The 20825-nt window shown below is 51.4% G+C and carries 13 protein-coding genes; 12 read left to right on the top strand and 1 reads right to left on the bottom strand.

Features of this window, described 5'->3' with window-relative positions:
• The first annotated feature begins 55 nt into the window (after window positions 1-55).
• The 9 genes from thiC to ACS5WU_RS08680 all read left to right on the top strand — a co-directional run bounded on the left by thiC (window position 56) and on the right by ACS5WU_RS08680 (window position 9847).
• Window positions 56-1363 (top strand): phosphomethylpyrimidine synthase ThiC, encoded by a 1308-nt coding sequence (thiC, locus tag ACS5WU_RS08720; protein ID WP_046443390.1) that lies wholly within the window; start codon window positions 56-58, stop codon window positions 1361-1363.
• Between the two features lie 471 nt (window positions 1364-1834).
• Entirely contained in the window at window positions 1835-2032 is a 198-nt protein-coding gene (gene thiS / locus ACS5WU_RS08715; protein WP_046443389.1) for a sulfur carrier protein ThiS, read from the top strand.
• A gap of 1 nt (window position 2033) precedes the next feature.
• Entirely contained in the window at window positions 2034-2843 is an 810-nt protein-coding gene (gene thiF, locus ACS5WU_RS08710; RefSeq protein ID WP_302760460.1) for a sulfur carrier protein ThiS adenylyltransferase ThiF, read from the top strand.
• A gap of 16 nt (window positions 2844-2859) precedes the next feature.
• Window positions 2860-3630, top strand: a complete 771-nt coding sequence (locus tag ACS5WU_RS08705) for a thiazole synthase (protein ID WP_059109349.1) — start codon at window positions 2860-2862, stop codon at window positions 3628-3630.
• 12 nt (window positions 3631-3642) lie between these two features.
• Window positions 3643-4794: a 2-iminoacetate synthase ThiH gene (gene thiH / locus ACS5WU_RS08700; protein ID WP_046443386.1), complete on the top strand. Its 1152-nt coding sequence runs from the start codon at window positions 3643-3645 to the stop codon at window positions 4792-4794.
• Window positions 4787-5383 (top strand): thiamine phosphate synthase, encoded by a 597-nt coding sequence (locus ACS5WU_RS08695; protein WP_059109350.1) that lies wholly within the window; start codon window positions 4787-4789, stop codon window positions 5381-5383. The genes thiH and ACS5WU_RS08695 overlap by 8 nt, the downstream gene beginning before the upstream one ends.
• A gap of 356 nt (window positions 5384-5739) precedes the next feature.
• The gene (gene pepF / locus ACS5WU_RS08690) at window positions 5740-7617 is read left to right on the top strand and encodes an oligoendopeptidase F (protein WP_046443384.1); all 1878 of its coding nucleotides are present in this window, start codon (window positions 5740-5742) and stop codon (window positions 7615-7617) included.
• A gap of 111 nt (window positions 7618-7728) precedes the next feature.
• Complete coding sequence (locus tag ACS5WU_RS08685) at window positions 7729-8577, top strand: LicD family protein (RefSeq protein ID WP_302760459.1); 849 nt, start codon at window positions 7729-7731, stop codon at window positions 8575-8577.
• Window positions 8570-9847, top strand: a complete 1278-nt coding sequence (locus ACS5WU_RS08680; RefSeq protein WP_059109352.1) for a lipopolysaccharide biosynthesis protein — start codon at window positions 8570-8572, stop codon at window positions 9845-9847. The genes ACS5WU_RS08685 and ACS5WU_RS08680 overlap by 8 nt, the downstream gene beginning before the upstream one ends.
• A gap of 84 nt (window positions 9848-9931) precedes the next feature.
• Here ACS5WU_RS08680 and ACS5WU_RS08675 read toward each other — a convergent pair whose 3' ends face one another.
• Window positions 9932-11107: an iron-containing alcohol dehydrogenase gene (locus tag ACS5WU_RS08675; protein WP_302760458.1), complete on the bottom strand. Its 1176-nt coding sequence runs from the start codon at window positions 11105-11107 to the stop codon at window positions 9932-9934.
• 115 nt (window positions 11108-11222) lie between these two features.
• On the opposite strand from ACS5WU_RS08675, the gene ACS5WU_RS08670 reads away from it, so the two are divergent.
• The 3 genes from ACS5WU_RS08670 to ACS5WU_RS08660 all read left to right on the top strand — a co-directional run bounded on the left by ACS5WU_RS08670 (window position 11223) and on the right by ACS5WU_RS08660 (window position 20825).
• Window positions 11223-11855, top strand: coding sequence for a GNAT family N-acetyltransferase (locus ACS5WU_RS08670; RefSeq protein WP_046443380.1), 633 nt, complete (start codon window positions 11223-11225; stop codon window positions 11853-11855).
• Window positions 11856-11931: 76 nt separating this feature from the next.
• Window positions 11932-12738 (top strand): sugar phosphate isomerase/epimerase family protein, encoded by an 807-nt coding sequence (locus tag ACS5WU_RS08665; RefSeq protein WP_046443379.1) that lies wholly within the window; start codon window positions 11932-11934, stop codon window positions 12736-12738.
• A 497-nt stretch (window positions 12739-13235) separates the two neighbouring features.
• Window positions 13236-20825, top strand: a complete 7590-nt coding sequence (locus tag ACS5WU_RS08660; protein ID WP_465089102.1) for an MBG domain-containing protein — start codon at window positions 13236-13238, stop codon at window positions 20823-20825.

The following is a 20825-nucleotide window of genomic DNA, read 5'->3' as shown; positions in this document are numbered from 1 at the left end:
GCACCGCCTTCCCTGCCAAGAAGGACACGGTCAATTTATAAGGAGGAAACAAAAAATGGGGTACACGACACAAATGGACGCGGCGCGTAAGGGCATCGTCACAGAGGAACTAAAAGCCGTAGCGGCTGAAGAAAAAATCGACGTCGAAAGGCTGGCAGGCCTTGTGGCAAAGGGACAGGCAGTCATACCGGTGAATAAAAACCACAGCTGCGTAAAGCCCTGCGGCATTGGGAGCGCGCTCAAAACAAAAATCAATGTAAATCTGGGAACATCGCGCGACTGCCTTGACCTGGATGTTGAGATGGAAAAGGTGATGAGCGCAGTGGAAATGGGAGCGGAAGCAATCATGGACCTTTCGTCGTTTGGCGATACGCAGGCCTTTCGGCGCAGGCTGACGGCAGAATGCCCGGCGGTTATCGGCACCGTGCCGATTTATGACGCGGTCGTGTATTACAATAAACCGCTCAAGGCGATCACCTCGCGCGAGTGGCTGGATGTGTTTAAAATGCACGCAGAGGACGGCGTGGACTTTATGACCATCCACTGCGGCATCAACCGCAATACAGCGGACCGGTTTCGTGCGTGCAAACGCCATACAAACATTGTATCGCGCGGGGGCAGCATTATTTTTGCATGGATGATGCTCACCGGAAACGAAAACCCGTTTTTTGAATATTACGATGAAATACTGGATATTTGCAGGGAGTACGACGTGACGCTGAGCCTTGGCGACGCGTGCCGTCCGGGTTCGATCGAGGATGCGGGAGATATTTCGCAGATCGAAGAGCTGGTGACGCTCGGCGAGCTTACCATGCGCGCCTGGGAAAAGGATGTGCAGGTGATGATCGAGGGGCCCGGGCATATGCCGCTCAACCAGGTAAAGGCCAATATGGAAATCGAAAAAACGATCTGCAAGGGCGCTCCGTTTTATGTTCTGGGGCCGCTGGTAACGGATGTTGCGCCGGGCTACGACCATATAACGGCGGCAATCGGCGGCGCAATCGCCGCGACGTACGGGGCGAGCTTCCTGTGCTACGTTACGCCCGCCGAGCACCTGCGCCTGCCGACTGTGGACGATGTGCGCGAGGGTATTATCGCTTCCAAGATTGCGGCGCACGCCGCAGACCTTGCAAAAGGCAATGCGGATGCCTGGGACTGGGATTACAGGATGAGCGAAGCACGCCGCAACCTCGACTGGGAAAAGCAGTTTGAGCTTGCGATTGACGGCGGGGTAAAGGCGCGTAAGTACCGTGGCGAATCTACGCCGGAGCATGAGGATACGTGTACGATGTGCGGGAAGATGTGCGCAGTGCGTAACATCAATAAAATACTGCGCGGCGAAGACGTGGATATTATGGATTGAGGATTGTATGGGATATCGGGCGGGGTGTACTGTTGTTCCGGTTCCTCGCGCGTTGCCTCAGCTCATTGCAGTATCCGAAGGCAGGCGCAGGGCAGATTGCGACTCAGGGACGCGCGTGCAAAGAATAAAAAAAGCACAGACGCGCTCTGCATCCGCCTATCCAGGCATAAAACAAATTTCAGGCAAAGCATAACGGCTCCTGAAGCCCTTCGCTGCAATCTGTCCTGCGCCTGCCAGCAGCAAAGAGTTATGTCGGCAGGCACACCGCGGCGGCAAAAGGAATTGCTTAGCGGTAACGGGGTGCACTACGCCAGCGCGGATATAGTCTGTTGCCTGAAAACGCCTTTGCGCACGCAGTAAGCAGGCTTTGAAGGCAATGGAATGTACCCGCGCGAAAGGAATCGGAACAAAAGAGTATAATTTAAACGTCGGTCAGTAGCGTACGTCTGATTATATTGGAAGGAGCAAAGCATGGTAACAGTGAATGGAAAGCCGGATGAAGCGGCGCAGGGAATGATGCTCGCGGATTTTCTGGAATTGCGTGGCTTCGGGCGCGAGCGTGTGGCAGTGGAACGCAACGGGCAGATCGTTCCCAAAGCGGCGTTTACAGAAACAGAGATTGAAGAAGGCGATAAGCTCGAGGTCGTCGGCTTTGTGGGCGGGGGCTGAAATGAAAATCAGAGTAAACGGGAACCCCTGTGAAACGGAGAGCACAGGGCTTTACGACCTGCGAAAGGAACTGGGGGCAGGCGGGGAAAACCTTGTTGTGATCCTGAACGGATACCAGACGCAGGAGGATATTGCCATCCATGGCGGCGACGAGATTGTGCTTATCCAAAAGGGCGAGCTGCCGCCGCAGGAGGCTATGGAGGCAATGCTCTGCGCACGTCATACGCCCGGCGTATATGAAAAGGTGAAGGCGGCGCATGTGGCGGTCGCGGGCCTTGGAGGGCTTGGATCGCAAATTGCGCTCGCGCTCGCACGCACCGGCGTGGGAAACCTGCATCTGATTGATTTTGACGTGGTGGAGCCAAGCAACCTGAACCGGCAGCAATACCGCATCTGTCACTTAGGCATGCCCAAGGCGCAGGCGCTCGGGCAGGAGATCGGGGAAATCAACCCCTATGTCTGTGTGACGGCGGAAAGGCTGCGCCTTACGGAGCAAAACTGCATGGACACACTGCGTGGTGACGACATTATATGCGAGGCGTTCGACGTGCCGGAGGCAAAGGCAATGCTGGTAAATACGGTTCTTGCGGAATGTCCGGAAAAATACGTGGTGTCGGCTTCGGGCATGGCAGGCTACGGAAGCGGAAATGAAATCCGTACGCGCAGGGTAATGAAAAACCTGTATGTATGCGGCGACGGGGAAACAGGGGCAAAACCCGGATGCGGCCTTATGGCGCCGCGTGTCGGTATATGTGCGGGGCATCAGGCAAATATGGTGCTGCGTATTATTTTAAACGAGCTTGAAGCATAAAAAAGGAGAGACAGGAATGGAAAAAGACGTACTCATAATCGGAGGGCACACGTTTACCTCGCGCTTTATTTTAGGATCGGGCAAGTATTCTCTGCGGCTGATTGAGGCCGCGGTGGAAAACGCCGGCGCGCAGATCATAACGCTGGCGCTGCGGCGGGCCGCGACAGGAGAGGTGGAAAATATCCTCGACTATATCCCAAAGGGCGTAACGCTTCTGCCCAACACCTCAGGCGCGCGCAATGCGGATGAGGCGGTACGCATCGCGAGGCTTGCGCGGGAGGTAGGGTGCGGTGATTTTGTGAAAATCGAAGTGATACGCGATTCCAAATACCTGCTCCCGGACAACGCGGAAACGGTCAAAGCGACGGAAATCCTGGCAAAAGAGGGCTTTGTGGTTATGCCATATATGTACCCGGACCTCAATACTGCAAGGGATTTGAAAGAGGCGGGCGCAGCGTGTGTGATGCCGCTCGGCGCGCCAATCGGTACGAACAAAGGACTTGCAACCAAAGAGTTCATACAGATACTGATTGACGAGGCGGACCTGCCGGTGATTGTAGACGCGGGGATTGGAAAGCCGTCACAGGCGTGCGAGGCAATGGAAATGGGCGCTGCGGCTGTGATGTGCAACACGGCAATCGCCACAGCTGGCGATATCCCCATGATGGCTGAGGCGTTTAAAAAAGCGATTGAAGCGGGGCGCAGGGCGTATCTCGCGGGGCTTGGACGGGTGCTCGCAGGCGGTGCGAGCGCATCTTCACCACTGACCGGATTTTTGCAGGACTGAGGAGGAAGCACAATGAGTGAAAGAATCGACCACATGACATACCTCCCCGGCATGGAGAAGATAAAATCGGACGTGATGGACAAGGTGACAGCGGCCATGGAGGCTTACGACTATGACCGCTATACGGCACAGGATGTGCGCCGGGCTCTCTCAAGGGAAGTGCTTACGCCGGAGGACTTTGCGGCGCTGCTTTCCCCGGCCGCTTTCCCGTTTCTGGAGGAAATGGCGCAAAGGGCACAGCAGGAGACGAGAAAGCATTTTGGAAATTCGATCTTTCTCTTCACGCCGCTTTACCTTGCAAACTATTGCGAGAATTACTGCATTTACTGCGGCTTTAATTCACACAACAAAATACACCGCGCGCGCCTGACGGCGCAGGAAATGGAACGCGAGATGAAGACGATCGCAGATACCGGTCTTGAAGAAATCCTTCTGTTGACCGGGGAAAGCCCAAAAATGTCGGACGTACATTATATTGGCGAATCGTGCAGGATCGCGCGGAAGTATTTTAAGGTGGTGGGCCTGGAAGTATACCCCATGAACTCGCAGGATTACGCCTACCTGCACGAATGCGGCGCGGATTTTGTGACGGTGTTCCAGGAGACCTACGATGCGGATAAGTATGAAACGCTGCATCTTGGCGGGCATAAGCGTATTTACCCGTACCGGTTCAACGCACAGGAGAGGGCCCTTATGGGCGGCATTCGCGGTGTGGGCTTTGCGGCGCTGCTGGGACTGAATGATTTTCGCAAGGACGCATATGCCACTGGTATGCACGCCTGGCTTTTGCAGCGTAAATATCCCCACGCGGAGATCGCGTTTTCCTGTCCGCGGCTCCGGCCAATTATTAATAACGACAAAATCAACCCGCGCGACGTGCATGAGCCGCAGCTTTTGCAGGCCATTGCGGCATACCGGCTGTTTATGCCTTTTGCGAGCATCACGATTTCAAGCCGCGAGTGCGCGCGCTTCCGTGACAACATTGTCAAAATCGCGGCAACCAAGATTTCCGCGGGAGTGGACGTGGGAATCGGCGGGCATACAGGCGAGGCCAAGGGCGACGAGCAGTTTGAGATCGACGACGGGCGCAGCGTGGACGAAATTTATGATATGATCCTGTCCCAGGGCCTTCAGCCTGTGATGAGCGACTATATTTATGTTTGATGTGATTGCTGTTACAAACCGCCGCCTGTGCGAAACGGATTTTTTGAAGCAGATTGAAGAAATTGCCGCTGCGGGCGTTTCCTCTGTGATCCTGCGGGAAAAGGATCTTGCGCCGGAAGCCTACGAAGCGCTTGCAAAAGAGGTACTGCGGATTTGCGGGCAATATTCCGTGCCCTGCGCACTGCATCATTTTACAGACGTGGCGCAAAACCTTGGCGTAAAACGTCTGCACCTTTCCCTGCCGGACCTGGAGGCGAACCCCAAGGCTGCTACGAAGTTTCCGGTCGTTGGGGTTTCCGTGCACTCGGTTGAGCAGGCGAAACGCGCGCAGGAGCTTGGCGCGGATTATGTGAGCGCGGGGCATATCTTTGAGACGGACTGCAAAAAAGGGCTTGCGCCGCGCGGCATACCGTTTCTCAGGAATGTTTGCAGGGCGCTTTCTATTCCTGTCTATGCAATCGGCGGGATAGGCGCCGGCCAGATACGGATGGTGCGGGATGCGGGCGCGCGGGGCGCATGCCTGATGTCTGCTTTTATGAAGGGCGACGCTGTACAATATCTGGAAAACATCAAAAAAGGATTGCGGTAACCATTGGATTTCGCAATCTTTTTCATTTTCAGTGTTACAATGATTTTAATCTGCGTTATAATAAGATTACAGCAATTTATCAAAAGGCCAGTTACAGGCTTTTGGTATAAATTGCATATGCAAGTGATTTATGGTGAGTTTTGTATAACCTGTTCAGTGAAATCGCTGTAAGAAGTTTATACCAATTCCATAAAAAAGCATTCGATGGTTTTTGCAGCGCGAAACGCGTTTGGAATGGCATGAGCTGTGTTATGTTCCGTTTTTGCACAAGGACATAAGCCCCGCAATGCGTGGCATCATCAAATAAAAACGACGTTTTTTATTTTATTCTGTTCATAAAAGGAGATTCGATCGCAATGGAAGAAAAAACAAGGGATCAGATAGACAGCCGTTATAAATGGGTGCTTGAGGACATTTATCCTTCGGATGAAGCATGGGAGGCGGACTACAAAAAGCTGGAAGGGCTGTTTTCCGAAATACCCCATATCAGGAAAACGCTGACAAAGGATGAAAAAAGCCTTGCCGCAGCGCTCGAATCCATAGAGGCAATGGAGCATATTGCGGGGAACCTTTTTGTATACGCCCGGATGCGCCGCGACGAGAACAACGCGAATACGACCTATCAGGCAATGACCGCGCGGGCAATGGACCTCAATGTGCGTCTTGGAAGCGCGCTTTCGTTTGTGAGCCCTGCGCTGCTGGCCTTAAAGGACGGCGTGCTGGAGGGCTATATCAGGGACGCCGGGCAGCACTGCAAAAAGGACAGGGATCCGAAGACCTGCAAAAAAGGCGGCAAATGCAATAAATGTGATAATAACGTAAAGGGAAATAAAAAGCTTGCGCCATATGATTTTATGCTGCGGGAGCTGATCCGCGGGAAAAAGCACGTGCTTTCCCCAAAAGAGGAGAAGCTGCTTTCTATGACTGCGGAAATGGCGGGCGCGCCTAAGGATATTTTTTCCATGCTCGACAATGCGGACATGAAGTATGGCACCGTAAAAGACGCGGATGGAAAGGAAGTGGAGCTTTCCCATGGCAAATATATCGTCATGATGCAAAGCCCGGACCGCGAGGTGCGTAAAAATACCTATGAAACTTATTACCAGTCTTATAAAGATATGATCAACACAATCGCGGCGACGTATTCCTCCAGCGTAAAAAAGGATGTGTTTTACGCACGGGCGAGAAATTATGGAAGCGCAATCGAAAAATCGCTGTTTTCCGATAACGTGCCCGTTTCGCTTTACGATAACCTGATCGAGACCATCCACAAAAACCTTCCTACGATGTACCGCTATGTGGATGTGCGCAAAAGGGCGCTGGGAATCGACGACCTTGCGATGTATGATATTTATACGCCTCTTGTGAAGGAAGACCACGGCGAATATTCTTATGAACAGTCGATGGATATTGTAAAAGAGGGGCTTGCCGTTTTGGGCGAGGAATATGGAAACCTGCTGCAGCAGGCGCAGGACACCGGCTGGATCGACGTATACGAAACGCCCGGTAAAACAAGCGGCGCTTATTCGTGGGGCGTATACGGCGTGCATCCGTATGTGCTGCTCAACCACCGCGGCGACCTTGACAGCGTGTTCACAATCGCGCACGAGCTTGGGCATGCGATGCACACCTACCATTCCAACAAGCACCAGCCCGAAGCAAAGGCCGGTTACGAGATATTTGTAGCGGAGGTGGCGAGTACGGTCAACGAGATTCTGCTTACGCATCACCTGCTGGGTACGGTCAAGGAACCCGGCGCGCGCAGGTATGTGCTTAACCATTACCTCGACCAGTTCCGCACCACGGTAGTGAGGCAGACGATGTTCGCGGAATTTGAAAAAATGACACATGCGGCGGTGGAGGAGGGCGAAGCGCTTACGCACGAAAGTATGTGTACGATGTATGGAGACCTGAATGCGCTTTATTACGGCCCGCAGGTTGTACGCGACGATACGATCTCTTTCGAGTGGGCGCGTATCCCGCATTTCTATAATGCGTTTTACGTCTATAAATATGCCACGGGCTTCTCGTGCGCGGTAAAGATCGCATCCGATATCCTGTCCGGCAAAAAGAACGCGGTAAGGGATTACATCAGGTTCCTTTCCTCCGGTGGAAGCGATTATCCGCTCGAGCTTTTGAAGATCGCACATGTGGATCTTGCGAGCGGCGAGCCTGTGGACGTTTGCATGCAGGAATTTGGCAAGGCGCTTGACGAATTTGAGCAGACGCTGTAAAAAGGACAAAAAAACCGGCAGTCATCGGCTGCCGGTTTTTTGATGCGCATTGTTTCCGTTATGCAAAGATGATATAATATTAAAATCATATGTGAAAAGATTGGATATGCTATGGAACGCGAATACGATAAGGCAACGCTAAAAAAGGTGCAGCAAAAGGAGCTGGGGATTTTAAAGGATTTTCAGGATATCTGCAAAAAGCACGACCTGACCTATTTTGCGATGTGGGGGACGGCGATTGGCGCAATTCGCCATAAGGGATTCATCCCATGGGATGATGACATCGACGTATGCCTTCCGCGTGCGGATTATGATAAACTGCTGCACATTATCGATACGGAATGGCAGGATAAATATACCGTGATCAATGCCTCAAAGGATGAAAATTATCCGTTGATGACGTCGCGGATTATGCTCAACGGCACAAGATTTCAGGATTATTCGCTGAAAGGCCTGAAATGCAAGCTGGGGATTTTTCTGGATGTTTACGCGTTTGACAACGCGCCGGACGATGAGGCAGAGCTGAAGAAGCAGGCACGTAAGGCTTTTTTGTATAATAAGCTGATGATATTAAGGCTCATTCCTTATCCCTATCTTCCCTTTGGCGGAATCAAAGGAAAGCTGGTTCATGCCGCATGCGCGGTAGTACATGGTTTTCTTGTGCTTTTTCGTGTGAAAAACAGTTCGTTGTACCGTAAATACTGCGCGGCTGTACAGCGCTATAAGGATAAGGAAACAGAATCGATTGCATACATGGGAGACACTGATCCCCTGATTGCAGTTTACAGGAAAGACGATGTTTTTCCGCTGAAAGAATATGATTTTGAGGACGTTAAGCTATATTTGCCTGGTGAGGTAGACAAGCTTTTGCGGCGCCAATATGGAGATTATATGGTCTTGCCGCCGGAAGGGCAACGAAAAAATCATTTTCCGGCGGTACTGGATTTTGGGGATGAATAGACTTTTATTAGGCAATACAGATCACCTGCAACGGAAGATTTATCTTTGGAATATCATCGGAAGCGTGATGAACGCCCTTGCGTCTGTCTTTTTGTTGTTTGCTGTAACAAGGATCAGCGGGCAGACCGACGCCGGTATTTTTTCGCTCGCTTTCAGCACCGCGCAAATGATGCTTACCATTGGATACTACGAGATGCGCGCATTCCAGGCAACCGATATTACAAAGGTTTATTCATTCAGCGATTACCTGATGTCGCGGATACTTACCTGCATCCTGATGATTGTTGCAAGCGTGTTTTTTGTCTGGCTCAGCGGTTATACACCGGAAAAAGCCCTGATCGTAGTGCTTGTGTGTGTTTTTAAAATGTTCGACGCACTCGAAGATGTTTTTCACGGATTATATCAGCAAAACGGACGGTTGGACGTTGCAGGAAAGTCGCTTGCTTTGCGGGTAGCCACTTCCATGGTTGCCTTTATCCTCACATTATTATTTACGAGGAACCTTGTAACTGCCTGCGCCGTTGCGATTATTGCGGCTGCAGTGGGGTTTGCCTGCTTTAACCTAACCGTATTCCGCAATTTTTTTATCGGGAAATTTTCATGGAACGGTTCCGCAATCAAAAAATTGCTGTGGGTATGTTTCCCGTTGTTTTTGGGTTCGTTCATGCTGCTTTATATCAACAACGCGCCAAAGTATGCCATCGACACCTATATGCCCGCGGAATATTTCCAGGCGTATTTTAATTATCTGTTTATGCCCGCGTTTGTGATCAACCTGTTCAGTACGTTTATTTTTAAGCCCATGGTCACAACGATGGCGGAAGTGTGGGGAAGTAACCAGAAAAAGCTGCTCTTAAAAATTATCGGAAAACTGCTGCTGGCTGTGGCGTTATTGACGATTGCCGTGGAGGCTGCCGGCTATTTCCTGGGGATACCCGTGCTGTCTTGGTTCTATGCTGCGGATTTGGCGCAATACCGAACGGAGCTGTTGATACTGATACTGGGCGGAGGCTTCAACGCCGTCGTGACGCTGATGTTTTATGGTATTACCGTGCTGCGTAAGCAAAAATTTGTGTTGATAGGATATTCCGTTACGCTTGCACTTGCGCTTGTCATTTCGGCGGTGCTGGTACCGGTGGGAGGGCTGATGGGCGCTTCGATCGCATATTTGCTTTCTATGGTCATACTTGCGGCGGTTTTTACAATTACCTTTGCGGTATGCTACAGGAAGGGAAAACGGGAAGCCGAAGCCGCAGAAAACGCGGGGTGAATAACGATGTACTAAAAAAGCACCGTGCAATCGCATGGTGCTTTTTCATAATCCGCTATTGACGGGGAAGCGCAGAATCCAGGTTTAACGGTAGGATTTTTGCAGGATTTCAAGAGCAGCCGCATCGCTTAGCTCGGCGGGATCGGCTTCAAATAAGCCGCCCATGGTTTCGCGCGCATTTGCAACGTATTTTGGAAGCTCGTCATAATTCACGCCGTATTCACTGAGCTTTATATCCGCAACGCCGCAGTCCTTTTGCAGCTGCACAAGGGCGTCCACAAAATCCATTGGATTCCTTGCATCCTCTTTGCCAAGAGCCCGGGCCATTTTGACCATGCGCTCGTCACATGCCCCGCTTTTTGCCATGAAGGTATAATACTGCGCGCTGATTGCAATGAGCGCAGCCCCGTGCTCAAGGTTCTGGTGGTACGCGCCAAGCGCGTGGGCAAGGCTGTGCTCCGAAATACAACCCGAAGTCGATTCGGACATGCCCGCAAGCGTATTTGCAAGGGCGATATCGCTTCTTGCGTCGATGTCGGCGCCGTCCTGCACTGCTTTCGCAAGGCTTTTCCCTACAAGCTCAATCGCCCGGTAGGAATAAAGATCCCCCAGTGCGTCCGCCGCGGTGGAAAGGTAGCCTTCCGTGCTGTGGAACAGGGCGTCGAAGCCCTGGCAGGCCGTTAAATATTTTGGTACGGATACCATAAGCTCCGGATCAACCACCGCAAGGACGGGGAATGTCCCGTCATAGCCAAAGCCGATTTTCTCGTTGGTTTCCGTTTTTGTGGTAACCGTCCACGGATCGGCCTCGGTGCCCGTTCCCGCTGTGGTCGTAATTGCCACCACGGGCAGCGGGGCGTTTGGAACAGGCTGGCCTTTTCCGGAGCCGCCAGAAACATAATCCCAGTAGTCGCCCGGATTTGCAGCCATAACGGCAATGGCTTTTGCCGCATCGATCGCGCTGCCACCGCCAAGGCCCACGACAAAATCGAGCCTGTACTCTTTGCACAGCTGCGCGCCCTCCATCACGTGGTCTTTGATGGGGTTTGGAAGGATTTTGTTAAACAGCACAAATTCCACGCCCGCTTCCTGAAGCTGCCCTGTGAGCGTATCCAGATAACCGTATTTTACGACTGACGTGCCATTGGTTGTGACGATCAGCGCCCGTTTCCCCGGAAGCTTTTGCCGCGAGAGTTTACCAAGCGATCCCGGCCCAAACAGGATGCGCGTCGGCATATAATATTTAAAACTTTTCCGCATAAAATTACCGCCTTTCATTGATTGGTTGGTATACGAAACAGTATAAATTTTTTCTTGCTTTCATGCAAGCCCCGCGTTAAGATGAAGAGAACGACAAAGGATCAAAGGAAACGCAATGGACGACGTAATTTACCGCCCAATCACAAAGGAGGACTATCCGCAGATCAAGCGGATTCTGTGCGATATCTGGCATTTTGACCGGTATGTGAAATCTGAGCGTGCGCTGGAGGTTTTGCTCCAGATGCTGATGCACTCGTACCTGTGCGCCCAAAACTATACGCGGATTGCTTTGCGGGACGGAAAAATCGTCGGCTTTTTGTTTGGGAGGTCTGATAAACGGCCTGCCGGACGCGGGGAGCTGTACCACTCCCTGGGAGTTTTCTGGAACCGGCTGCGGCTGCAATTTATGGAAGATGCGCGTGAGGGCCTCGAAATACAGAAACGGATTTCCGGATTGGGCGAAAAGCTGATGGCTCACCGCGAGGGCCAGTTTGACGGCGAGCTTGTGCTGTTTGCCACGGCCCGCCAGGTGCGCGGAAAGGGAATCGGCAAAAAGCTCCTGTTTGAGTTCAATAATTTTTTGCGGGAAAGCGGCGCAAAGTTTATTTACCTCATGTCCGACAGTTTCTGCAACTATGGGTTTTACGACCATTTGGGCTACCGCCGCATTGCAACGCAAAAGGGAATTACCGGCGCGGAGCAGGACGGGCGGCCCTCTGAGTTTTACCTTTATACATATGAGGTATAAATGATGATATAATTGCAAACAAAATAGCATTATGATAAAATAAGAAAAAGGAATGCGAAGCATTGGAGGATTGAATATGAAACTATGTTTTTCCACATTGGGTTGCCCTGAATGGAGCTTTTCCGATATTATTTCCACAGCGTGCGATATGGGCTACGACGGCATTGAAATTCGCGGTGTGGGAAATGTAATCGATGGAACGCGTATTCCGGAATTTTCACCTGCGAACGCGCAGAAAACGAAGGCGCTGCTCGCAAAGAAGGGGCTTACGGTCGCTTGCCTTACATCCGCATGTTATATGAACGACCAGAACCATATCGACGACGTGCTCTACCTGGCCAAGGCCTATGTGGATACGGCGCATGACATGGATATTAAAAATATCCGCGTGCTGGGGGATTTCGGCCCGGAGCAGAGCGGCGAGCTCAATACGGTGGAAATCGCAAAGCGCGTGAAAGACGTTGCACAGTATGCCAAAGCTAAGGATGTGAACGTCCTTGTGGAGACGAACGGTTTCTTTGCCGATTCAAAGCGCATGACAGAGCTTTTAAACGCGGCTGACGAAGAAAATATTGGCGTGCTGTGGGATATCCACCATCCGTACCGTTATTTTGGAGAAAGTCCGGAGCAGACGGTCGGTATGCTTGGAGACCTGATTCGCCACGTGCATATAAAGGATTCTGTGATCGAAAACGGCAAGCTCAGGTATACGATGGTTGGTTATGGAGACCTTCCGGTGCGCGAGTGCATTGAGCAGCTGAACGCGACAGGCTTTGACGGTTTTTATTCTCTGGAGTGGCTGAAACGCTGGGACCTTTCCCTGGAAGAGCCGGGGATTGCTTTCGCGGGCTACGCGGATTACATGAAATCGCTGATGAAATAAGTAGAGCAGATTCAAAACACCTGCCTTTGGCAGGTGTTTTTTTGTCCTTTTATTGCAGGAATCTATGGACGCTCCCCTGAATTAAAGCCCGTTATAGAATATATCTCCAAATAAAAATGTATCAAAAAACGCCTGAAAACCGCTGCTTTTCAGGCATTTTATTTTTGCCCGCAAAATTTTTTAATTTATCGCTAAATATTTTGAAAAAGGTTTCGATAATAACATTGTGTGGACTCGGATTATGGATAAAAAACGTTTTGAAAAAGTAAATAAATAAAGCAAAATGCGACTGCTTTTGAGACTGAGCGAAGATATAATGGCTTTAAAACATACATTGGTTATCAGGTATACATTGATAGCGGCTTCTCAAATGGTTACGCAGGTAACATTGCAGGAAACGCTGGCAGCAAACATTTTCATGTACACAGAGTGAGCTACTATTTGTTAATATGCTGCAACATAACTGTGCATGAGCGATAAGGAAAGTAGGAAATGGTATGAAATATTCATTCGAACATGGAGAGCGCTCCAGAAGAGGAAAGAAGAAAGCGGCTGTAGTCAATAAAAAGACGCTTCGCAGGCTTGTGGGATTCGTCCTCGTTTTGGTGACGCTTTTGGCTGCGTTCCAGACGGGCGTTTTGGCTGCGACCGGCGACACTTCTGCAAGTACTGTGGAAGTTGCCGCGCAGAGCGAAGGGGATGCCTCTGGCGCGCAGGATGTACAACAGGGCGAAGTACAACAGGATGAAATCCTGGACACTTCTTCTGTGGCACAGGAATATACGGTAACGCTCTTTGTTGGAGACGACCAGTATCTGGAGCCGATTGCGGTGCAGGACGGTAAGATCGCGCAGCCGGATGCACTGGCTGCCGACAAGGTTCCGGAAGGCATGGCCTTCAAAGGATGGTATACGCAGAAGGAAGACGGCGAGAAGTTTGACGCAGGCCGGGCAATTACAGAAGACCTGAAGCTTTACGCGCAGTTTGAGCAGGTGCAGGATCAGGAGGATGAAGCTGCTGCGATGGCAGATCCTGAGGGACAGTTGTTTGTAACGCTTTACGTTGGCGGTGCGGCGTATGGCGACAGGATTCCTGTATTTGACGGAAAGATCAATATGCCTGACGCACCGGACAGCAGCATGTGGCCGCAGGGCGCATCCGCTTTCCTGGGCTGGTTTATGGATCCGGAGCTTGAGACGGCGTTTGATACGGAGGATGTTATTACAGAGCATATCAACCTTTATGCGAAATTTGAGCAGCAGGCGGTTTTTGTCTATTTCCTCGACGCTGACAACGCAGTTGTAAAAACGTTGAGCGCGGCGCCGGGAGACACCGTGGAGGAACCGAACGCTGACGACTTTATTATTGCGCCGGATTCCAGGCAGTTTATGTATTGGGCGGACAGCGAGACGGGCGACAGGTTTGACTTTACTGCGCCGCTTACAAAGGATGTTACGCTGATTCCTGTATTCAGCAGTTCGTGGTACGCATATTTTTATTCGGAAGGCACGCAGATAGAACCGGTGCTTGTAAAGGATGGCGAGGCGGTAGCGAAGCCGGAAACAAACCCGACGCGCGAGGGCTATACGTTTCAACATTGGTCTACAGTGATCAGCGGCCCGGAATATGATTTCACAACGCCGGTTACCGACACACTCCGCCTGCATGCGGTGTGGAAGGCTTCGGAGGTTTCTTACAGCATAATTTACTGGACGGAAAAGCCCAACATTTCCGGTACGCCGAGCTGGCCGCAGGATTATGTTTCCTATGCAACAGGAAGCGGGAAAACGCTTGCCGGTACGGAAATAACGGATATCACGCAAACAGAAGCAGTGGGAAATATGCCTGGGGTACAGTTCTTTGAATATGGAAAAACGATTCCAACGACAATCCAGGGAAATGGATTGAGCGTGGTAAACGTGTGTTACGACCGCATTGTATATACGATGCAGTTTATACTGTATAGCCCATATGATTCGGGAGCCAATTACGGAGTGGGGGATTCGCTTACCTGGGAATGGCTGAGCGCTTCGCCGCAAGGATGGTCCGGTACAAAAACATTCGACAATCCGGATAACAAAACGGTAGTGTACGAGTTTGATGCGAAGTATGAGCAGGACATCAGCAGCCTGTGGCCGTCTTTTAACGTGAATACGAAATTGACCAATTATAAGGACGGCGGCGTTATGGAAATGCAGCCGACCTCATGGATGTCGTATACGGTGCGTGTGGGCGGGGCCGGTGTAGGCGATTCAATGGTAACCAAACGGTTGACGCTTTCACCTGATTTGATCCCGAACGAAGCTTATAAACCCGGACAGCGCAGTGCCTTATGGTATATCCAATATGATTCGACGCCTATGACTGTGCATGTGAATTACTGGTTTGAGGCACTTGACGGTCAGGAGGGCGAAAGCGCGGTAGAGGAAGCCAAGGCATATAATGGCGGCCTTAATAGCGGTATTTACGGCAGGAAATATGTACGGGATGAAAGCCTGTCTCAGACGCTTAAACTCAGGAAAGACGATACCCTTACAGCCAAGGACATCAACGGAATGATCAGGGGCGGGTATACGGATGCGGTTGCACAGCCTGATGGCAGCGTCCGCTACGATTTCTACTACAATAGAAGTTCACTGACGCTAAAATATAACTCGCAGGGCGGCAGCGCCATATCGTCTGTCAATAATGTGAAGCATGGACAGGATATCAAGAGATACCTGCCGGCAGATCCGCAAAAAGATGGATACACCTTTGCCGGATGGTATTATGATTCCAACTATAAAAACCCGGTTGACTGGGAAAACGATACGGTTTCCACATATATTTACGGCAATAATGCGACGGTTTCCAGGATTTCAGAAATGACGCTTTTTGCAAAGTGGGAATCAAGTGCGAATACTGTCTCGTTCTACGACCGGCAGGGCAGCATTGCAGGAGGATCGCCGCTCGATACGCAGGGAGTGGCGACAGGCAATTATGTTAATCTTTCCACACCGGTTACGATGACGGTGGACGGTATGCAATATTCGCTGACCGCCAATACAAGCGTACCCGGATATGGCGAATTTATTGGCTGGTATTGGTTGCAGGGAACGGAACGCATGCCATTCTCGGCGGATATGCCGATTAACAAAAGCTATGACCTCTTTGCACTGTGGAAGGTTGGAAACTTTACAATTACCTACGACAAGGGAGAAGCGGCAACGGGAATGGTACCGGTTGCGAGCGGGGAGTATGCGCTCGGAACGCAATATAAGGTTGCAGGGAATACCGGAGCTCTGAGCGTGGACGGCAAGACGTTCATTGGCTGGAAGAGCAGCGTGGACGGTAAGGTTTACTATGCGGGAACCGTTATGGAGGTTCAGGGCAATACAATCCTTACGGCGCAGTTTGCTGAGAAAAACAGCTCGTACCTGATGACGTACAAGCCCGGCTACACAGGCAGCAGCCAACAGAACGTAACGAGCTATGTCAAAAAAGGCACCTCTACCCAGTTGCCGAATGAAAACACCTTTACGCGCCCCGGATTTGTATTTGCAGGATGGGAATCCTCTCAGGGCGGGCTTTATGAAGCGGGAACGGCCTATACGCCGTCAGGCGACGAGACGATGACGGCAAAATGGACGGAGCTGTTTACAGTCAGCTTCCAGGCAGCGGGCGGCGGATCCCTCACGGGCCGGGCCAGCTATGCGAATATACTGGAGGGAACAACATGGCAGGCAGCGGGCATAGTTGTGCCAACGCCGGTCGCGCAGGATGGATATTATTTTGAGGGATGGGATAAGGAAATTCCGGGACAGGACAGCAAGGTTACGGCAAACGCAACCTATACGGCAAAATTTGAACAAAAAACAACGGTAACGATTACGGCGTTATCGGCCGGCAAACCTTATGACGGGCAGCCGCTGACTGCAAACGGCGTGACGGAACAAAGCCTTGCGGCGCTGAAATCCGGGGATACGGTTGAAGTTTCAATGAAGCCGGACAGCACGCAGACAAATGCTGGCTCACATGCAAACGAGATCGCGCAGGCATCTATTTACCGCGTAATCAATGGCGTCAAAACAGACGTAACAAAAGAATACAATGTGAATGCTATGCCGGGGACGCTGACCGTTGATAAAATGAAGGTGAAGGTAACGCCCAACAATACGGGTAAAACATACGGCGATCCTGATCAGCAAAGCCTTACAGCGACGACAGGGGCGACCATCAACGGCGACATGCTTCACTATACGGTTACGCGTGAAGCTGGCGAAGACGTGAAAGACGGCGGTTACCAGATCACAATTACGCCGGGGGATAACGCCAATTATGAAATCGTTCCGAGTGCCGGCGTGTTTACAATCACAAAGCGCGACGTAAAAATCACTGCGGACAACAAGGGCAAAATGTTCGGCACGGTGGAAGATCCGGCGCTGACGGCAGTATATACCGATCCTGGAACAGGAACGGTTCCGGTTTATTCGCTGAGCCGCGTAGCAGGCGAAACCGTAGGTACCTATCCGATTACAGTGACGGCAAATCCGGCGGACAACCCGAATTACAATATTTCTACGGAGCCCGGAACCTTCAGGATCAGCCCGCTTACGACGCAGGTAGCGATCATCCCACAGGGAAATACCAAGATTTACGGGGACGATGAGCCTGAGCTTACGGCCATCGTAACTGGAGTGCCGGAAGGCAGCCCAATGCCGAATTACCGTTTGGTTCGAGTGCCGGGCGGGACGGTAGGTACGTATAAAATCAGCGTTGAGCTGCTTGATGGAAATGAAAATTACGGAAACATCGACACATCCGCAACAGCTGATTTTACGATCACCAAAAAGCAGGCGAGCATCGAAATCGCGCATGCCATGCGCGAATATGGCGACCAGACGGAAGAAGTATTCCACGCAACGGTATCCGGAACGATCAACGGCGACGTACTCAGCTATACGCTCCAGCGTGAAAAAGCGGACGTCAAGGATGTGGGCAGATACATGATAAGCGCCGTACTGGATGAAACGTCTGCTGTCAACCGGAACTATAACATTGAAGTGACGAAAAATGATTTCAAAATCGATCCGCGCCCCGTTACCCTTACTGCGGACGACCAGTCCATCACGTATGGGGACTCTGATCCGTCCTATACGGCGAAGGTGACTTCCGGGACGCTTGTGGGCACCGATAAGCTCCTGTATACGTTTGAACGCGAGCAGGGTACAGACGCAGGCGGTTATGAAATCAGGGTGCTTGCGGGCAGCAATCCGAACTATACGGTTACGCCTGCGCCGGGCACGCTCACGATTGGCAAAAAGACAATTACAGTGACGCCTAAGGATACGCAAACTGTGTATGGCGATGATTTTGACCTGAAACGGGACGTCCGGATCGATGCGGACGGACTGCTTGCGGGCGATGCGCTCAATTATGACGTTGTTCGGACAGATCCGGATAACAGGAACGTGGGAGAATATGAGCTCACAGTCAATGATGGAGGAAATAAGAATTATATCATTGAAACAGGAAAAGGCAAGCTCGAGATTACGCAGAGGCCTTTAACAATCACGCCTGACAACAATACAAAGGCATACGGCGATCCTGATCCTGTTCCGCTGACGACAGTTCAGATGGATAACATTGTAAATGGGGATAAGATTGACTATACACTGAGCCGCGTAGCAGGCGAAATGGCGAACATACCGTATACTATCAGTGTAAATGTGAATAAAGCGGCGTATCCGAACTATAATATTACGCTTGGGACAGGGAAATTTACGGTCACGCCGCTCTCGACAGAGATAACGATCAGTCCCAATAACACGTCAATTTTTTATGGCGGGGATGAGCCTGAGCTGGATGCGAAGGTAACGGGAATCCCGGAGGGCGAAACGCTTAACTATACGATGAAGCGGGAAGCCGGAACAGACGCCGGGACTTACAGGATTACCGTAGAGCTGGGCGACAATCCGAATTATGACGTGAGCAGGATTTCGACGACGGAAGGCAGTTTTGTAATCAAGCCGCGCCCCGTTACGGTAAAGGCTGACGACAAGACCATGGAATATGGATCCACGGCCATACCTGAGCTGAGTGCGACAGCGCTCGCGAATGATCAGGATGCGAACAGTATGGGGCTTGTAGGAAATGATAAACTGATATGCGACCTCGACCGTGAGGCTGGAAAGAATGCAGGAAGCTACACGATCCACATATCGGCAAGGGAAAACAAGAATTATGCCATAACGACAAAGGAAGGCAACTTTGAGATTACGCGCAAACCGATTACGGTGGCTGCGGGAACTTATACCAAAACGTATGGCGACGCTGATCCGGAGTTTAAAGCGACGGTGTCAGAGCTTGTGCAGGGCGACGTGCTGACCTGTTTGCTGCAACGCGAGCCAGGACAGGACGCAGGCAAGGATTACGCGATCCATCCGACGGTCAAGGCGGATGAGGTTTCTAAGAATTACAGCATAACCCCGGCGGATGGAAAGCTGACGATCGATAAGAAGCAGATTACCGTAACGCCGAATACGGCAGGAAAGGTATACGGCGACGCTGATCCGGATTCTTATGGTGTGAATGCTCCAGACCTTGTTACAGGCGATACTCTGGACTACAGCGTAGAGCGTGTCCCGGGTAACGACGCAGGCAGCTATGACCTGACGCTGGTACCGGGCGAGAACCCGAATTATGACATCGTTCCGGGGACGGGCGGAACCTTAGTGATTTCCCCGCGTCCGGTAACGCTGAGCGCTGACAATAACGGCAAGATTTATGGAACCGACGATCCGGAATTGACCGCAACGGTTACAAATGGAACCGTTATTGCGGGTGATACGCTCAACTATACGGTTGCGCGTAAGGCAGGAGACGATGCGGACACATACCCGATTCACGTGACTGCGAAGGCGGAGGAGAACAAGAACTATACAATTACTGTTGCGGACGGAACCTTTACCATCTCGCAGAAGACGATAGAGGCAATCATTATTCCGGACAATACAGGCAAGGTTTATGGCAATGCGGATCCGGAGCTTAGCGCAAAGGTAATCAGCCCAGGCGGTGAAGCGGTCGATTACACACTGAGCCGCACGGCAGGGGAAAACGCAGGCGGTTACGAAATTAACGTAACGCTTGGCGACAATAACCCGAACTACAATGTGCAGGCGATTCAGCTGGCAAAGGGAACGTTTACGATTTCCCCAAGACCGGCAACGGTAGCCGCGATTGATACAGCAAAGGCCCAGGGCACGCAGGATCCTGTGCTGACAGCCAATGTGACGGGCCTCGTTGGTACAGACGCCCTGAACTTTTCGCTGGCACGCGATGCAGGAGAGGAGCCGGGAACGTATGCAATCAATGTAACGCTTGGCGATAACCCGAATTATGCAGTCGCCGCAACGCCCGGCGTATTAACGATCACAGCCGGCGGAACGACCGGAGGCGGGACAACGGACACGCCGGAAGACGGAAACACTACGCCGCCCGCAGATCCTGGTAACGCAGGAGGCGGAACCACCGCTACGACTCCAGCAGCACAGACGGAGAACGCAAATGATCCGGGCGTACAGGACAACACGCAGACTACGACGATCACCGAAAATGATACGCCGTTGTCAGATGGAGGAAATGCAAGCTCGCCCACCGTTAATATCGGTGATAACAAAGTGCCGTTGATGTCAAATGGAACGACGCCGTCATGGGCTTTGCTGAACCTGATACTGGCATTCCTGACGGGAATCATTATGTTCATATTGCTCTTTACTTACTTCTTTGGTAAGGACAAGGAGAAGGAAGATGACGACGAGCAGAAAGCGACACGTTTGCAGCGTACGGAGGACGAGAGCTCTGACCGCAGGATCAAGCGAAGGGGCCTTGTCAGGATACTGAGTATTGTTGTAACGCTGGCGGCAGTCCTTGTATTCATCTTTACAGAGGATATTACGCTGCCCATGGTAATTACAGACCAGTGGACATGGGTGATGGCGGCAATCTCAGTGGTTCAGGTGGTGCTGGCAGTATTTGCCGGAAAAGGCCATAAAGAGAATGACGATGAGGATAAGGAAGAACCCAATCCCCAGGTGCAGAACATCTGA

The sequence above is a fragment of the Christensenella sp. KGMB01412 genome, assembly GCF_055522415.1.
Note: the sequence above shows the minus strand (reverse complement) of the source record. Positions and strands in the feature narration are given on the sequence as shown.

Bases quoted from the DNA above. Each gene is read 5' to 3' on its own strand.
- ACS5WU_RS08660 (WP_465089102.1), top strand. From the start codon at position 13,236: ATGAAATATTCATTCGAACATGGAGAGCGCTCCAGAAGAGGAAAGAAG.
- pepF (WP_046443384.1), top strand. From the start codon at position 5,740: ATGGAAGAAAAAACAAGGGATCAGATAGACAGCCGTTATAAATGGGTG.
- ACS5WU_RS08675 (WP_302760458.1), bottom strand. From the start codon at position 11,107: ATGCGGAAAAGTTTTAAATATTATATGCCGACGCGCATCCTGTTTGGG.
- ACS5WU_RS08670 (WP_046443380.1), top strand. From the start codon at position 11,223: ATGGACGACGTAATTTACCGCCCAATCACAAAGGAGGACTATCCGCAG.
- ACS5WU_RS08680 (WP_059109352.1), top strand. From the start codon at position 8,570: ATGAATAGACTTTTATTAGGCAATACAGATCACCTGCAACGGAAGATT.
- ACS5WU_RS08685 (WP_302760459.1), top strand. From the start codon at position 7,729: ATGGAACGCGAATACGATAAGGCAACGCTAAAAAAGGTGCAGCAAAAG.
- ACS5WU_RS08695 (WP_059109350.1), top strand. From the start codon at position 4,787: ATGTTTGATGTGATTGCTGTTACAAACCGCCGCCTGTGCGAAACGGAT.
- thiS (WP_046443389.1), top strand. From the start codon at position 1,835: ATGGTAACAGTGAATGGAAAGCCGGATGAAGCGGCGCAGGGAATGATG.
- ACS5WU_RS08665 (WP_046443379.1), top strand. From the start codon at position 11,932: ATGAAACTATGTTTTTCCACATTGGGTTGCCCTGAATGGAGCTTTTCC.
- thiC (WP_046443390.1), top strand. From the start codon at position 56: ATGGGGTACACGACACAAATGGACGCGGCGCGTAAGGGCATCGTCACA.
- thiF (WP_302760460.1), top strand. From the start codon at position 2,034: ATGAAAATCAGAGTAAACGGGAACCCCTGTGAAACGGAGAGCACAGGG.
- ACS5WU_RS08705 (WP_059109349.1), top strand. From the start codon at position 2,860: ATGGAAAAAGACGTACTCATAATCGGAGGGCACACGTTTACCTCGCGC.
- thiH (WP_046443386.1), top strand. From the start codon at position 3,643: ATGAGTGAAAGAATCGACCACATGACATACCTCCCCGGCATGGAGAAG.